Below are 15,826 nucleotides of genomic sequence, written 5' to 3'. Positions count from 1 at the left end.
ATTTATATTCATCCCATGATAAACTTACTTATCGCTAAATTTTGAAAATTATATATTTTTATTTCTTATCAAGAGAGACGGAGGGATTGGCCCTATGATGTCTCAGCAACCAGCCATTATAGGTGTGGTGCTAAATCCAATAGACATTTTTGTCTTGAAGATAAGAAGAATGACTTCAATCTATATTGGGGGTTCTCTTCTTATGAAGAGAGCCCTCTTTTTATTTGGCAAAATGCTTCTATTCTATATTTATCCTGAATTTTTTTATCTTAGAGTCTACTTTGTGATTTATTTTAGAAATGTTGAACCTATTAATAATAAGAGGTGAATAACAATGTCCAAAACTCACATTAATACACAATTAGTTCAATTAGGTAATCATTGTGATCCAAAAACTGGAGCAGTTAATCCTCCTATCTATTTATCCACAGCCTATAAACATCATGGTCTTGGCCAATCTACCGGCTATGACTATACTCGAACTAAAAACCCTACACGAGCTATTTTAGAGGAGGGAATAGCCAAGCTAGAGCAAGGCGATACAGGATTTGCCTGTAGTTCGGGAATGGCAGCCATTCAATTGGTCCTTTCCCTTTTCCGTTCAGGTAATGAATTGATTGCCCCAGAGGACTTATATGGAGGTACTTATCGCCTTTTCAATCAATATTCTGACTCCTATAATATTAGGACTATTTATAGTAAATTTACCTCTTACGTAGAGGTGGAATCTCTTATTACCAAAAATACGAAGGCAATCTTTCTTGAAACACCTACTAATCCGTTAATGCAAGAGATTGATATTCAGCTATACGCGGAGTTAGCTAAGAAGCATGAGTTACTTTTAATTGTGGATAATACCTTCTTAACTCCTTTTTTACAGAGGCCAATAGAACTTGGCGCAGACATTGTCATACATAGTGCTACTAAATATATCGGAGGTCACAATGATGTACTGGCTGGGTTGGTTGTATCAAAAGGCATTAAATTGGGCGAGAAATTACAGGCTAACCATAACGCAGCAGGTGCAGTCCTTTCACCATTTGATTCATGGCTGTTGATACGTGGTTTAAAAACTCTCCATCTAAGAATGAAACAGCATGAAGCAAACGCAAAGAAGTTAGTAAAATTTTTAGAGCAACAGCATTTAATAAAAGATGTTCTCTATGCAGGCAAGGGTGGCATGCTCTCCTTCCGTCTTCAAAGAAGCGAACTGGTAGGTCCTTTTTTAGAAAAGCTAAAGTTAATCATATTTGCTGAAAGTCTTGGTGGTGTGGAAAGCTTCATTACTTACCCTGCCACTCAAACACACGCAGATATACCAGAATCTGAACGGATTGCTCGGGGAGTAGATAATAGTTTATTAAGGTTTTCTGTTGGTATTGAGGAAGCGGAAGATTTAATCAATGACCTAAAGCAAGTATTTGTAGCTTTAGAGAAGGAGGTTATTGTTTAATGGAGTCTATTCATCAACAACTTGAAACTAGTTTAATTACTGCTTCAACTCGAGGTAATTATGAAAGAAGAACCGGTGCTGTGAATGTTCCAATCTATTTATCTTCTACCTTCCATCAGGAAAGTTTGGATAGCTTCGGCCCCTTTGATTATAGTCGGTCTGGTAATCCAACCAGAGAAGCATTAGAAAAAACCATAGCAGAGCTAGAGGGTGGTACGCGAGGATTTGCTTTCGCTTCTGGTCTGGCAGCGATATCAACCTCTTTAATGCTGTTATCTGCCGGAGACCATATAATCATGACGGAGGACGTTTATGGTGGCACCTTTCGCTTTGTGACAGAGGTTTTACCTCGCTTTGGTATAGAGCATTCTTTTGTTAACCTTTCTAATTTAGATGCTGTTGAGCAGGCAATTCAGTCCAATACCAAACTAATATATATAGAAACTCCCTCAAATCCGAGAGTAGGTATAACTGATATTGCCGGTATTGTAGACATAGCTAAAGCCAATAATTGTCTAACCTTTTTAGACAATACCTTCATGACACCACTCTACCAAAGGCCGCTCGAATTAGGTGTAGACGTTGTTTTGCATAGTGCAACTAAGTTCTTGTCTGGACATAGTGATATCATTGCCGGCCTTGCAGTTACAAAGGATGAGTTGCTTGGTAGCAAGTTAGGTTTTCTTCAAAATTCCTTTGGAGCCATACTGGGTGTTCAAGATTCCTATACACTCATACAGGGCATTAAAACAACAAGTGTGCGCTTCGAAAAATCTACGGAGACGGCTATTAGTTTGGTCAATTATCTAGCAAATCACCCATTAGTGGAGGAAGTTTTCTATCCTGGATTATCATCTCATCCAGGACATGAAATTCATAAAAAACAGGCGGCCAGCTCTGGTGCTATATTTTCCTTTCGTTTGCCAGGCAAGGCAGCTACAAAAATATTTGTTGAAAATCTAAGAATACCTGTTTTTGCAGTAAGTTTGGGTGGAGTAGAATCTATTCTCTCCCACCCCGCTACTATGTCCCATGCAGCAATGCCTAAGGAGGAACGAGAAAAGCGTGGAATTACTAATGGACTGCTTCGCTTTTCGGTTGGGCTTGAACATGTGGATGACCTGTTAGCAGACTTTGAACAATCATTGGAAATAGTTACTACACATTATAAAGAAAGTAGGAGTTTAATATGACCAATCAATTACTAGTAAAAGCACCCTTCAAAGCAGATCATGTAGGAAGTTTCTTAAGACCAGAACGCTTAAAAAAAGCGCGAGCTCAATTTGAAGAGAAAGAGATAACTTTAGAGCTGCTAACTCAGATTGAAAATGAAGAAATTATTAAACTGGTTGAAAAACAGAAAGAAGCTGGGTTACTTTCCATTACAGACGGCGAATTCCGTCGTAAATGGTGGCATTTCGATTTCTTAGGAGGACTAGATGGTGTAGAGTTTTATGAACCCGATAAAGGCTTGTCTTTTAAGGGAGTCCAAACAAAAGCTCATGGCATTAAAGTAACAGGAAAAATTGGCTTTAGCACTCACTATATGATAGAGCATTTCAAGTTCTTAAAAGAAGTTGCAGGTGATGCTGTAGTAAAATTCACTATCCCAAGCCCGAATATGCTTTATTATAGAGCAGCATTTGAGGAAGGTGTGTATAACAACGATGAGGAAATATTAGCCGACTTGATCACAGCTTATCAAGGTTTTATCCAAGCATTATACGATGAAGGCTGTCGTTATCTACAAATCGATGATACTTCCTGGGCAACCTCCTTTTCCGAGGAAGGAATTGCTTCTTTGAAAGACAAAGGATTGTCATTAGAGCAAGCCTTGTCCTTTTCTGCACGAGCTATTAATGAGTCTATTTCAAAAAGACCTGCCGATATGCTAGTGACAATGCATATTTGTCGAGGAAATTTCCGCTCCACGTATATTACGAGCGGCAGCTATGAATTAGTATCAGAAACTATATTCGGTGGATTAGATGTGGATGGATTATTTTTAGAATTTGATGATGATCGTTCAGGTGGCTTTGAGCCATTGCGTCATGTTAACAGAAAAGACCTTTACATCGTGTTAGGGCTGATCACCTCTAAGCACGGCGAACTCGAGGAAGAGGATTTAGTTAAAGCTAGAATAGAAGAGGCATCCAAATACGTACCAATTGAACAGCTTTGCTTGAGCCCTCAATGTGGGTTCTCCTCTACCGAGGAAGGCAACTTATTAACAGAAGATGAACAATGGGCGAAAATTCGCCATGTGGTGAAAATAGCACAGGATGTTTGGAAATAAGTATCCACATGTGGATAACCAAAAAATTAAGCGAGGTTGGTTGGACTAAAGTCCGGCTAACCTCTTTAACTAAAATGAACCTTCCTTAAAGAAGGTTTTTACTTTATTTGTTGGGGTAATTATAGAGTAAGACGGTAACTTCTTTAAGGAGGAATGTATGATGAGTAAACAAGCTTATGAATATACAACAGATGATATTGTAGAGGAAACTGGAGATTATATTTGTGAATCTGGTGTAACTAGAACATTAGAAGAAGGTTCGAAGTTTCCATCATGTCCTGATACAGAAGTAGTTACTTATTGGAAGCGCGCTAATAGTCATTCTCACGCTTCTGGTCAGGAAGTTTTAGAATCTGGTCGATATGTAGACGAAGATGGAGATGAAGCATTTCTGGAGGCTGGAGCAATTTTCCCAAACTGCCCTAAATCCGGTGTTCCTACAACTTGGTCACACGCTGGATAACCAATGAGCTGATACTAGTCTTTTAATAGACAAGTATCAGCTTTTTATTATTTCAAATCATTCCAGTAGCTTTGGGCTTGCACTTCCCTCTCCTGCTGGTTCTTCCTTCTAGCTTCTTCAGAAATTAACAAAGACTCATTGATGCCATTTTTTACACCCCACTTGATAACAAAATATAGCAGGATAGAAACACCCAATATCCAAAGCAGTAATTGCCCTGTAGTCATTTAATTCACCTTACTCTCCATTTATTTGTTTCGTACAACAACTAGATAGCTTGTATTAACAACCAACATGACTAAGCACATCAATGCAATAGAAAACATTTGAGATTGCTCACTAAAGAAAGAAAATGCTACAGCCAAAATAATACTTATGAGCATGAAAAGGTTAAATAGCTGATGAGCCCTGTAGAGACCTTGTAATGTGACATATTTCTCTCCATCATCCATAGATTCCATAAACTTTTTTTCATAATCCTTTGAAGTAACACTCGGAAGGTTTCTTTCTGGGTAAATATTTCTTACGAGATTTATACCAAAAATGGAAATGACACTGCTAGCAATAAACAAGAGAATAAACCCAATTTGAAGGATTGAATTATTCGACATAAGAATAGATATCGCTACAGCTAAGATTGATAGAATCAAAGATGTATTAGCTGTTATATTCAAATCAGCAAATTTTTTGTACTTAAATTCTTCCATCAAATCCTCTTGCTCTCCAACAAACTTTTGAGCATTAACCTTTTTCAACTTTTTGATTAATAGCAGACTAGTCACTAACAAAATCAAGAGAATGGCTAAAACAATATATAATAATATATTTACTGGCTGTGCCAATGCTTCATCTATTTTATTTTTATCCATCATTATAGCAAGTGTGATAGTAAAGCCAGCTAATCCTCCAAGCAGTAAGCTAATAATAGTTGTAAATACCTTTTTCATCATTCATCCTCCCCTATCAAAAAGACGTTTTCTACAGACTCATTAAAAATTCTTGCTATTCTAACAGCAATTAAAATGGATGGCATATATTCTTCACGTTCAATCAAGCTAATCGTTTGTCTAGAAATTTTAGCTAATTTGGCTAGCTCGGTTTGATTGAGCCCCTCTCTCGCTCGCAATTCTTTTAAGCGACTTTTCACAATAATCGCCTCCTCCTTTTTAATATACATAATCATAGTCATTTTGACAACTATAATTGTCATAATGACTATGATAATTTATAATATTTAATTTTAAAAGGAGGTAGCACTAAAAGCATGCACCTCCTTTATTCTTAAAGACACTTATAAATCTCTTGCAATATCTTTAAGCTTATTTATAACTAGCTCTTCCTCGTTTGCCACATGAGAACTAGCAATTGAAATAAGCTCTGCATAGTCTCCTATACAGACTGAGCTTTGTGCTTGAAGAAACATAGATACATCGTTTGCGTCGTTTCCAAATGCTATAAACTGCTTGCTCTGTACTCCAAGCTTTTGTAATCCATTCCATTTATCAACACCCAGTGGACTTATATCTAAAATCTTTTCGAGTCCATGGTTATAAATCACAACTGGGAGTTCTTGGAGTTCCTTTAGTAGGCTTTCTTGATCATTGCTATGTATTATGACTACTTTTACTATTTCGTTTAACTTATGTAATTCCAATTTTTTAGCTTGTTGCTTTGGATCCAAATTCCTTTTTATAGGATGGTTTTCGTCACCTGTGTAAGCGTAGTCCCATTCGCTATCTACTAGGAACTCTGCTTTATATTTTCCTAGAAGCTGTATAATTTTTTCAGAGGTTTGCTTATCAAAATGAGTGCTTGATATAATTCGTCCCTCATTCGCTACAAATGCTCCGTTACCTCCAATCATCGGTAGCTGATGAAAGTGTTTAGGGAGAATAGGCAATAGATCACGAATCGGTCTTGCAGAGGCTAGAATTACTTCATGCCCCATAGCCCCTAAATCTTCTAATGCTTTCACCATCGCATGAGTTAAGGGCTTCCCTTGAAAACAAATTGTTCCATCCAAATCAAAAACAAACTTCATCCTATATCCCTCCTCTTATAAAATAATCATAACAATTTGCTATATAATAAAAAAAGGACATATGTCCAAAAAGGAGAAAAAGATGAAGATTATTCAAACCCCAACAATCATTAACCAGTATCTATCTCAATTTAATATTCAGGAGAAAATTACCTCTCCCCAAAATCTCTCTTTTCAGCTACGTCACTATAATCCAGGTGAAGCTATACTTAAAGAAGGAAATGAATTGGATGGATTATATTTTCAGGTAACCGGGAGGACAAAGGTAACCTCTAGTATAGAAACAGGAAAATCGCTGTTATTACGCTTTTGTCATCCTCATGCAATTTTTGGTGACATAGAGCTCTTGCAAAAGATAGAAATACAGTCACAGGTAGAGGCAGTAGAAGAAACCTCTTTATTATTTTTAGACAAGTTATCAGTAGAATTATATTTAATGAAGGATTCTTTATTTTTAGGGGAGCTATCTAAGCATTTATCCTATAAATTGCAAACCTGCACTACAGCATCTCGCGTAAACTTGTTGGCCACAGTGGAAGCCAGATTTGCAAGCTACTTATTAACTACTCGAGATATCCACAACTACTTTGGCAAAGAAATAACGACAAACCAAACAGAGGAAATTGCCTCTCTCATCGGAACAACTCATCGACACTTAAATCGAATTATCCTTTCATTTTTAAAGAAGAAAATAATTAAAAAAGAGAAGAAAATATTAATTGTGTTGGATTGGGGATTTTTAGAAGAGCTTTCTAATGGTGTTAAATATGAATGAGGGGATAGTCAACGTCCCCCCCTTTAGACTATATGTTTTATGTAAGTAACCACAATGTCTTGTATGTATAAAAAGAACAACCACCCTGCTATCCCTAACAAAATGGATATAAATAGATGAAGAGAATTTTGTAAGGCCAAATATACAATAAGTAACATTACTGCGGTAGCTGGGAAACCCCATAATACACCCAAAGCAAACTTACTCAAGGCGGGGGATTGTTCTCCTTGAACATACAACCAGATAATACTTAGTAAGCTTACTAAAGGCAAAGCTGCAATAATTCCTCCATATGTAGGAAATCTCCTCGAAATCTCCGTTACAATAGCTATTATAATGGCAGAAATAACGACTTTCATTATAACGTACATTTTTTAGCTACCTCACTTAAGGTCTTGAATGCTTTCTCAATTATTATTTGTTCTTCCTTAGAAAGCTGTTCTACTATTTTCATTAATTTTTCATCATCCAGGCTTGTATTTCGATATAAAACATTTGACCCTAGCTCGGTTAAGCGTAATATGACCCTTCTACGGTCCTCTCCACTCGTCTCTTTTATTATGTATTTTTTGTCTATTAGTCTTTTCACATGTTCTGAGGCAGTATTATGCGATATTTGTAAAACCATTGCCACTTCATTTATCCCGGTATTCGGTTGTTTATCTATAAGCTGAAGTATTCGTACTGCTTGATGAGTTATTTTATCCACATGTGGATAATGTAAATAAAAATAAATGTCTGTCCAATACTGATTCAATTGATTGACTTGAATGCTCATTTTTTGCCTCCTTTTATATCGTATATTACGATATAAATTTAACATAAGAATAACAAAAGAACAAGTTCCTATATCTTACCTGACAAGCGAACGGGAAATTTCAGGAAGCAGCTCTCATGACTATAGCTTTTCTATTTCAACTCGATTGCAAGAGACTGAGCTTAGAAACACTTGTAAAATGATAAACTTTTCGATTTCTAAAAGCTTAGCTAAAGAAAACCTGACTCCTCATCATTTAATTATTTCAGAAAAAAGATTCAACAAATGATATAGTTTTATATATTACGGATATCGAACTTATTTATATTTTTTTTATTACTATTGTTACAGGTGCCAGGCACCTGTAACAATAGTAATAATATTTGGGGTGATAATAGAATGAATTTGCTTTTAATAATTTTGCCGGTCTTTATTATATTTTTTATTGGTTTTATAGGACAACGGTTGATAGGATTTGATATTAAATCTATTTCCTCTGCCGCTCTTTATTTGATGTCTCCTTTTTTAGCCTTCCGAACATTTTATACACACGAGCTATCCATAGATTATGTATATATTCTTATCGCTTGTCTTGGACTAACATTTTCTCTGTTATTAATCGCTTGGTTGTCTTCTCTTTTTATGCAAACTACGCGTTCAGAGTTGTCCGCATTGATTTTAGGAAGCGTTTTTCCGAATAGCGGTAATTATGGGGCTCCTGTAGTTCTATTCGCTTTAGGAGCAGTTGGGTTTGATTATGCTGTCGTAATTATGGTTTTCCACGGGTTAATCATTAATACGATCGGAATATTCTTTGCATCATTAGGTGGAGAGGAAAAAGCTACATGGAAACAGGCTATTTATAAAGTGTTAAGAATGCCTTTGGCTTATGCTTCAGCACTCGGTATCTTACTCCAGTTAGTAGATATAACAGTTCCTCAAGCAGTAATGGAGGGAGTTGGCCTTGCCGCGGACGCTTCTATCCCTACAGTTATGCTTGTATTAGGTATGCAGCTTGCCGTTATTTCTAAAAAGAAGGTAGCGTATCGTTTGGTATCAACAGCGACCATTATACGTATGGCAGTATCACCTTTAGTTGCAGCAGTAATTGTTTCATTTATGCCTTTAGATGATTTATATAAAACCGTATTTATTATCCAATCAGCTATGCCAACTGCTGCCAACACAACTCTCCTCGCCCTACAGTTTGGCACCGAACCGGATCTCGTTTCGTTTATGACCTTTATCACTACCATTCTAAGCATTATCACTATCCCATTAACACTATTTTTCCTAGGAATATGATTCCTTCTATTATTACAGGTGCCAGGCACCTGTAATAATAGAACTCTATAAATTATTGCTAGTCCTTCAAGTATGAATAGGATTTGTTTTTCATAGGTTAATTTGAAGGAGTGATAACAGATGGAAAATTGGCAATTTCGAGGTAGTTATAAGCCATACGTTTCTCCACGGGACCCTTGCCCTCCTATTTTAGTTAAGAAATTTGTACTTCCTCCACAGCTATTTACTAATTTTCAACCACCAGGACTGCCGCAAAATACACCAGCAGAAGCTTTAAAGCAAGGTTCTTTATGGCCACAATTTGTTGATGGATTTTATAGGGAGGAGGGAATTTCTTGACGTCCAGCGATCACCAATGGAATTTATTGAAACAGGTTCAACAAATGGACTTTGTTGTTGTGGAACTAACACTTTACACAGATACACATCCGGATGATATGGATGCTCTAGAACAATGGAGAGAAGCTATAAAAAATGCAGCTGCTGTCAGAAAGAAATATGAAGCACAATATGGACCAATTTCATTAAATACTATTCCCTCCAAGCAGGCATTAGAGGTTGGCTGGCGATGGAACTCTACTCCATGGCCATGGCAAATTTAAGAAAGGGGATAAATAATGTGGGTTTATGAGAAAAAGCTGCTTTATCCTGTTGAGGTAACCACATGCAATCCGATGCTTGCTAGGTATCTTATGGAGCAATATGGCGGTGCTGATGGAGAGCTGGCTGCTGCATTAAGATATATGAATCAACGATATACTGTTCCTGATAAGGTAATAGGTGTTCTAACAGATATTTCTACGGAAGAGTTTTCTCATCTAGAAATGCTTGCAACGATGATTTACAAGCTGACAAAGGATGCTACTCCTGAACAATTAGAAAAAGCAGGCTTAGGAGCTCATTTTGTGAATCATGGACATTCTTTATTCTATGAAAATGCTGGTGGTGTTCCCTTTACTGCTACGTATATTCAATCTAAGGGAGACCCAATTGCTGACTTATATGAGGATATAGCAGCGGAGGAAAAAGCCCGTGCAACTTATCAATGGCTGATTGATATCTCAGATGACCCTGGTATTAATGATGCTCTTCGATTCTTAAGAGAAAGAGAAAACATTCATTCCTTACGATTTAGAGAATCTGTGGAGATACTTAAAGAAGAGCGAGACCGGAAAAAGATATTTTAATTTAAAGTGCTTGGCGACTAGTTTTCTAGTTTCTAAGCCTTTTATTTTTGCTAATTATAGTTTTAGGAATGTTACAGGTGCCAGGCACCTGTAACATTCCTGCATCTGATCATACTTCTGTATTTTTTTGGGAGAGCTTGGTTTGTATATTCAGTTTGGCTTAGGCAACAATAACTTGAAGGATAATGTATTACTTCCGCCCAATTAAAATGGCAAGGAGGAATATAGCGAGATGAAATCATTAGTCATTAAAGTTGGAGTAGTATTCCTTGTGTTCTTTGGTATTGGTATTGGTTTCGCTACTTCTGCCAAGGATAAGGGACGACCATATTACGAAGAAAAGGGTTATGTCCTTTGGGAGATTAAAACAGATGAAAAAGTCATTGCTTTGACCTTTGATGATGGGCCACATCCTACATACACTCCGCAGGTTTTAGATTTACTGAAAAAATACGATGCCAAAGCTACCTTTTTTGTAATTGGAGAAAGAGCTGAAAAATATCCGGAAGTTGTATCTAGAATTGGGGAAGAAAACCATGAGATTGCCAACCATACGTATACCCACCCATTAAGCATTTCCCCTGCAAAGTTAAAGGAAGAATTAAAAAAAACGAATGATATTATTCACGACATTACTGGTACTTACCCAATCTTTTATCGACCGGTAGGTGGACAGTATAACGATAAAATTATTAATACAGCGATAAATGAAGGTTATAAGGTGATCATGTGGTCCTGGCATCAAGATACGGAGGATTGGAAAACCCCAGGTGTCAAAAAGATAGTGAAAAAAGTATTGTCTGGAGTTCAGCCAGGGAATATCGTTTTGTTTCATGATTCAGGAGGAGACCGCTCACAAACCATCCAAGCGTTGGAGGAAATACTACCAGAGCTTCAACAACAGGGTTATAAATTTGTCACAGTTTCTGAACTTATTGAAATTTACACTATGCCTGCTAGCCCCTAATAAAACCTAGTATGAGTACAATTACCTTTTCTACTCCAAAAATAAAATGCTTGAATCATTAAATAACTAATGATTCAAGCTTTTTTCTTAGTTTATTTATTTTTATCCTTTTCAAACAAAACAATTAATGCTGGTAGTAAAATACCGCGAATCAAGAAAGTATCGAGTATAATACCTACCGCTACTATGAATCCAAAGACGAATAATAATTGTATTGGCTGAGTCATTAACACAGCAAATGTAGCTGCCAATAAAATACCAGCCGAGGAAATTACTCCACCTGTGTGCGACACAGCTATTTGAACAGCTTCCTTCACAGAATGCTTCTGTCTTTCCTCTAAGAAACGAGAGATTAAAATAATATTATAATCTATACCAAGCGCGACCAAGAATACAAAGGAATACAACGGAACACGGTTACTAATCGTATCAATGTCAAAGAATAAATTAGATAAGAACATCCCTAAACCTAATGCAGCCAAGAATGATAAAAGTATCGTTCCCATCATATAAATAGGCATCTTAATAGACTTAGTTAATACGATTAATAGGATGAAGATTAGGATAGTTTCTAGTACTACAATAACTATTAAATCACGATCATTTACAGCGCGGTCATCCACTTGAGAAGCTGTCTCTCCTGCAAAGTATAACTCGCCGTTAGCATCTATAGATGAAACAATATCCTCTTTCTCTTCTACCATCTTTTCCAGAGCATCCATTGATTCAGTAGAATAAGGACTTTCCTCAAAGGTTAGTTGATATTGAACTGCTAAGCCATCCTCTGATACACCTGTTGGACGTACAGAGCTAACTAGATCTTGTTTTTGAAGTTGCTCCAGAATGCTGGCTTGAACTTCCTCTGTAACTTCTTCCTTTGATTCAAAAAGTACAGTAGTTGGTGCTAAATCACCTTTAGCAAACTCTTCTTCCATGATTTCATAACCCATACGTGATGGCATATCTTCTGGGAATGACTTCATCGTGTCAAATTCGTATTTCAGATTGAACATATTTAAAGCCGAAACAACTAAAATAACTAATATAATAAGAGCAGCTACAATTGGTTTTCTCGCAACGAATGAACCAATTTTACTCCATAGTCTATTGACCTTCTCTTCCCCTTCCCCGTATTTAGGAATGCGTGGCCAGAATGATTTACGACCAAATAATGTGAACAATGCAGGGATTAATGTTACAGAAGCAAACATAATAACAAACATTGTTGTACCAAAGATCGGAGCAAAGTTTTTATAATCTCCGAAGTTCGCAAAGAACAATACTAGCATTGCAGCAAGCACAGTTCCACCCGCGAAGAATACAGGAATACCTGTTTCTCTCATAGCCCACTTCATCGAATCAAACTTACTATCGTAATTCTTTAGTTCTTCTCGGTAACGAGAGAAAACAAATAAAGAATAGTCTATGGTTGCTGCAAATAGCAGAATAGACATGATCGATACGGATTGGACTGCTAAGTCTAAACCACCAGCTCCCAAAATACCAAGCAATTGGTTAACTACCTGATACACAATACCAGCAGCCAATAATGGAATAATTGCTAACAATGGAGAACGATAAATAACGATTAAAAGAATTAATATGATACCAACAGTTGCTAAAATTAAAACTAAATCTGCTCTTTCAAACAAATTAGTTGTGTCTACAGCAATACCTGCTGGTCCAGTAATATATACCTCTGTCCCAGATTCTTCAGAAACAATGTCTCTAATATCTTCTAAGGATTTTTCTAATTCAGCCGTTTCTAAAGACGTTACAAAGTTTAATGGCACAACTGCTGTCCTTTTATCCTCTGAAAAGAATCCAGCTAAAGCTTGAGGTGGCAGGCTACTAAAAGGAACAACTTCCTTAACACCATTAATATTTGCAGCACTTACTTTATCCAACGCTTCCCCAAGTGCAGCAACATCGATTTCTGAGTCCTTAGATTGTAACACCAGAATAGCCGGAAGACTTTCCGCATCCTTAAAATGCTCATCAATATGATTCTGCGCAATTACTGATTGAGCATCCTCAGGTAAAGACGCTACGCTTGATACTTTATATTCTCCTGCGCTAGGTGCAAATACAGTCAGTAAGACTGTGATGGCTAGCCATACTCCAATTGTGGTCCACATCCCTTTTTTAGTGGCCACAAAATCTGTTACACTTCCTAGTAACTTTTTCAACAATTCCACTCCCTACTAGCTTATTTAAGTGACACTAGTGTCACTTTGAATAAAAAAACATTTTCATTTACATTATCCTTTTCTATCCTTTTCCTGTCAATTAATCGTGCTTGAACATCCCACTACTTAAAATTTCCTTGATAGAACCAATCCATTCTTTCTCTGGAATATTAAAATGATTAGGAATCGCAATAATTTGAAAGATCATCCCCAACAAAATAGCCGTAGGCAAATGCTCTTTAATAACTCCTTCTTTTCTTCCCAGCTCAATAAACCCTTCAAATTGCTGATACATACTAATATAGTATTCGCTTATTTTAGATTTATTATTCAATGCTCGCTTTGTTGTAGGTGCCGGGATTTGACCGATGATTTCCAACACACCGTAAATATTACTTTGCGTAAAAATAAAATCAATTAACTCATTAAATTGAGTTGGAAAATCTGCCGTTTTATTTAATTTTTCAAAGTCACTTAAAAATCTAGCCATTTCATACATTAAAAACTCTGAGATAAGTTCATCCTTATTTTCATAATACTTATAAATACTTCCTCTTGAAACCTTCAACCTAGAAGCCAGTTTACTAAAAGTAAAAGCCTCATAACCATCATGGATAATTAGTTCCTTTGTTTCCTGAAAAAGATGCTCATCTGTAAATTTTCGCTCACGAGCCACATCCAACACCTCACTATTCTCTTCAGTATATTACAAAATTCTATTAGCATAAACATATACACAAAAAGATTACAGCAATGTTGCAGGTGCCAGGCACCTGCAACATTGCTGTAATCTAGTTATTTATGGTTTGCTATGGCTGTTGCAATTTGGTCAATGGAAGGGATTGTGCTTGTTTTGTTGTTTTCTGTTAGTACGGTAAATATGAGTAGTTCTCCGTCTTTTGTTTTGGCATAGCCAGCAAGTGCTTTAATGTTTTTAAGACTTCCTGTTTTCGCCATGATATTTCCTGCAGCAGGGGCTGTATTTAGTCTGTAGCGTAATGTTCCCCCAACATATCGATCCTTAGATCCAGCAATAGGTAGGCTCTTGTAATACGTGTTATACCAAGGCTCTTTTCTAATCACGTATAACAAATGAGAAAGCTCGCTAGATGTAATTTTGTTAGAGTATGATAGCCCAGAGGCATCCTCGAATTTCCATTTAGAAACGTCTATCCCCACTGAAAATGCATAGTCACGCATTACCTGTAAGCCCGCGTCCCAGCTTCCTTCACCATAAACCTTTCTACCCATTTCCTTAGCTAAAATCTCTGCATGCACATTATTGCTTAACTTCATAAATGGAACGATTAAATCTTTTAAAGGCTGAGATTTTTTAGATAGTAAAGTTTTTGCGCTCGCTGGAGCTTTCCCCTTCACTAATTTAGTACTCTTGCTTAGGCTTATCCCCTTTTCAGCTAAAGATCGCTTGAAAATATCTAAAGCATACATCGTTGGGTCTTTTACAGCAATCCATTCCTTAGATCCGGATGTCCCAATAGGAGAACTCCCTGTTACAATAACTTTGTTTGTTCCCACTTCACGAGTAATTTTTAACGTATTTTTATTTCCTTTTGGTACTGTCTTGGATCTGTTGACGACCTGTAATACGCCTGTATTTGGAGTTAAGGTTACTCTTGTAGCTTTTCCATTGCTAGTCGGTTTCGCTTCTACAATCACAGAGCCCGCATCAAAGTCTCCATTTGGAGATAAGGTCAGCGCAGAAATAGGAGCTGCATAATAATAAGGCACGTCCTCTGCTAAAATACCAGCAGACAACCGAACACTCTCATACCAAGTGTCATCACCTACTAGATTTCCTGAAATGTGTTTAATACCTTTTTTAGATAAACCAGCGGCAAAATTGTCAAAATGGCTCTTCAATAACGTTGGATCTCCTTGACCCTTCAAGTAAAGATTACCTTGCAAGGTACCCTTATTTATCTTTCCATCCATTAATACAGCAGTAGAGAATTGAAAATTTTCACCTAAAGTATCCAAAGCGGCTGCGCCAGTTAATAATTTTAAGGATGAGGCAGGAGTAATGCCTTTATCCCCATTTCGCTCATAGATAACCTCTCCAGTCGATGCTTTTCTAATCGTAATACTAGTTGTTGCATTCTTCATGCGGGTATCTGCCATTATCGTATTTAATTTATTCGTTAAACTAGCATAGGATGTAGCAGCCTCTACTGATGAAGAAGCTGTAGTTGGCACTAACACAGCGCTTACTAGTAACATGATAGATACTATTGTGAAAAATAGTTTTTTCCAAACCAGCACTTTTCTACCTCCATCTTTTCTATTTTCTGTTAGTTTAACACGTAATTGTAAGATAATAAGTTAAAATATAATATATTAAAAAAATACGGTCTAATTTCCTATAGTCTAACTTT

At 36.8% G+C, this 15,826-nt stretch carries 19 protein-coding genes and 1 riboswitch; of the genes, 10 read left to right on the top strand and 9 right to left on the bottom strand.

Annotation, left to right across the window (positions count from 1 at the left end; translation table 11 throughout):
- The first annotated feature begins 62 nt into the window (after positions 1–62).
- Positions 63–167: riboswitch (SAM riboswitch) on the top strand.
- Positions 168–334: 167 nt separating this feature from the next.
- The 4 genes from MHB55_RS02445 (at position 335) to MHB55_RS02430 (ending at position 4,212) form a co-directional block, all read left to right on the top strand.
- Positions 335–1,453 (top strand): methionine biosynthesis PLP-dependent protein, encoded by a 1,119-nt coding sequence (locus MHB55_RS02445; RefSeq protein WP_154311625.1) that lies wholly within the window; start codon positions 335–337, stop codon positions 1,451–1,453.
- An 8-nt stretch (positions 1,454–1,461) separates the two neighbouring features.
- Positions 1,462–2,646, top strand: a complete 1,185-nt coding sequence (metC, locus tag MHB55_RS02440) for a cystathionine beta-lyase (protein ID WP_445678243.1) — start codon at positions 1,462–1,464, stop codon at positions 2,644–2,646.
- Positions 2,643–3,749, top strand: coding sequence for a 5-methyltetrahydropteroyltriglutamate--homocysteine S-methyltransferase (locus MHB55_RS02435; protein WP_154311629.1), 1,107 nt, complete (start codon positions 2,643–2,645; stop codon positions 3,747–3,749). Before metC ends, MHB55_RS02435 begins: the two co-directional genes overlap by 4 nt.
- A 160-nt stretch (positions 3,750–3,909) precedes the next feature.
- A complete protein-coding gene (locus tag MHB55_RS02430) occupies positions 3,910–4,212 on the top strand; it encodes a hypothetical protein (protein WP_144539989.1) in 303 nt (100 codons plus the stop codon).
- Between the two features lie 47 nt (positions 4,213–4,259).
- Here the strand turns inward: MHB55_RS02430 and MHB55_RS02425 are convergent, their stop codons facing one another.
- The 4 genes from MHB55_RS02425 to MHB55_RS02410 form a co-directional block, all read right to left on the bottom strand.
- Positions 4,260–4,439: a DUF6019 family protein gene (locus MHB55_RS02425; RefSeq protein WP_144539991.1), complete on the bottom strand. Its 180-nt coding sequence runs from the start codon at positions 4,437–4,439 to the stop codon at positions 4,260–4,262.
- Positions 4,440–4,460: 21 nt separating this feature from the next.
- Positions 4,461–5,159, bottom strand: coding sequence for a DUF3169 family protein (locus MHB55_RS02420; protein ID WP_340862481.1), 699 nt, complete (start codon positions 5,157–5,159; stop codon positions 4,461–4,463).
- A complete protein-coding gene (locus tag MHB55_RS02415; RefSeq protein WP_144539995.1) occupies positions 5,159–5,359 on the bottom strand; it encodes a helix-turn-helix transcriptional regulator in 201 nt (66 codons plus the stop codon). Before MHB55_RS02415 ends, MHB55_RS02420 begins: the two co-directional genes overlap by 1 nt.
- A gap of 144 nt (positions 5,360–5,503) precedes the next feature.
- Positions 5,504–6,253 (bottom strand): HAD family hydrolase, encoded by a 750-nt coding sequence (locus MHB55_RS02410; RefSeq protein ID WP_340862480.1) that lies wholly within the window; start codon positions 6,251–6,253, stop codon positions 5,504–5,506.
- An 82-nt stretch (positions 6,254–6,335) separates the two neighbouring features.
- Here MHB55_RS02410 and MHB55_RS02405 point away from each other — a divergent pair, with 82 nt between their 5' ends.
- A complete protein-coding gene (locus MHB55_RS02405; protein ID WP_340862479.1) occupies positions 6,336–7,028 on the top strand; it encodes a Crp/Fnr family transcriptional regulator in 693 nt (230 codons plus the stop codon).
- Positions 7,029–7,051: 23 nt separating this feature from the next.
- On the opposite strand, the gene MHB55_RS02400 is transcribed toward MHB55_RS02405, so the two are convergent.
- Positions 7,052–7,399, bottom strand: coding sequence for a DUF3147 family protein (locus MHB55_RS02400; protein WP_144539999.1), 348 nt, complete (start codon positions 7,397–7,399; stop codon positions 7,052–7,054).
- Positions 7,387–7,806, bottom strand: coding sequence for a MarR family winged helix-turn-helix transcriptional regulator (locus MHB55_RS02395; RefSeq protein ID WP_340862478.1), 420 nt, complete (start codon positions 7,804–7,806; stop codon positions 7,387–7,389). Before MHB55_RS02395 ends, MHB55_RS02400 begins: the two co-directional genes overlap by 13 nt.
- 378 nt (positions 7,807–8,184) lie before the next feature.
- Here MHB55_RS02395 and MHB55_RS02390 point away from each other — a divergent pair, with 378 nt between their 5' ends.
- The 5 genes from MHB55_RS02390 to MHB55_RS02370 all read left to right on the top strand — a co-directional run bounded on the left by MHB55_RS02390 (position 8,185) and on the right by MHB55_RS02370 (position 11,244).
- The gene (locus MHB55_RS02390; RefSeq protein ID WP_340862477.1) at positions 8,185–9,090 is read left to right on the top strand and encodes an AEC family transporter; all 906 of its coding nucleotides are present in this window, start codon (positions 8,185–8,187) and stop codon (positions 9,088–9,090) included.
- A 120-nt stretch (positions 9,091–9,210) separates the two neighbouring features.
- Complete coding sequence (locus tag MHB55_RS02385; protein ID WP_144540003.1) at positions 9,211–9,429, top strand: spore coat associated protein CotJA; 219 nt, start codon at positions 9,211–9,213, stop codon at positions 9,427–9,429.
- Complete coding sequence (locus tag MHB55_RS02380; RefSeq protein WP_144540005.1) at positions 9,426–9,692, top strand: spore coat protein CotJB; 267 nt, start codon at positions 9,426–9,428, stop codon at positions 9,690–9,692. The genes MHB55_RS02385 and MHB55_RS02380 overlap by 4 nt, the downstream gene beginning before the upstream one ends.
- A gap of 15 nt (positions 9,693–9,707) precedes the next feature.
- Positions 9,708–10,277: a manganese catalase family protein gene (locus MHB55_RS02375; protein ID WP_144540007.1), complete on the top strand. Its 570-nt coding sequence runs from the start codon at positions 9,708–9,710 to the stop codon at positions 10,275–10,277.
- 232 nt (positions 10,278–10,509) lie between these two features.
- On the top strand, positions 10,510–11,244 hold the full coding sequence (locus MHB55_RS02370; protein ID WP_144540009.1) for a polysaccharide deacetylase family protein: 735 nt from the start codon (positions 10,510–10,512) through the stop codon (positions 11,242–11,244).
- Between the two features lie 92 nt (positions 11,245–11,336).
- On the opposite strand, the gene MHB55_RS02365 is transcribed toward MHB55_RS02370, so the two are convergent.
- The 3 genes from MHB55_RS02365 to dacB all read right to left on the bottom strand — a co-directional run bounded on the left by MHB55_RS02365 (position 11,337) and on the right by dacB (position 15,713).
- Positions 11,337–13,433: an MMPL family transporter gene (locus MHB55_RS02365; RefSeq protein ID WP_154311636.1), complete on the bottom strand. Its 2,097-nt coding sequence runs from the start codon at positions 13,431–13,433 to the stop codon at positions 11,337–11,339.
- 100 nt (positions 13,434–13,533) lie between these two features.
- The gene (locus tag MHB55_RS02360; RefSeq protein WP_186318226.1) at positions 13,534–14,109 is read right to left on the bottom strand and encodes a TetR/AcrR family transcriptional regulator; all 576 of its coding nucleotides are present in this window, start codon (positions 14,107–14,109) and stop codon (positions 13,534–13,536) included.
- Positions 14,110–14,228: 119 nt separating this feature from the next.
- Complete coding sequence (gene dacB, locus MHB55_RS02355; protein WP_229653956.1) at positions 14,229–15,713, bottom strand: D-alanyl-D-alanine carboxypeptidase/D-alanyl-D-alanine endopeptidase; 1,485 nt, start codon at positions 15,711–15,713, stop codon at positions 14,229–14,231.
- Between the last annotated feature and the right edge of the window lie 113 nt (positions 15,714–15,826).

Origin of the sequence: Psychrobacillus sp. FSL K6-1267 (genome assembly GCF_038003265.1) — a bacterium.
GTDB classification, from domain to species: Bacteria; Bacillota; Bacilli; order Bacillales_A; family Planococcaceae; genus Psychrobacillus; species Psychrobacillus faecigallinarum.
This window is presented reverse-complemented; position numbering and strand designations above follow the sequence as displayed.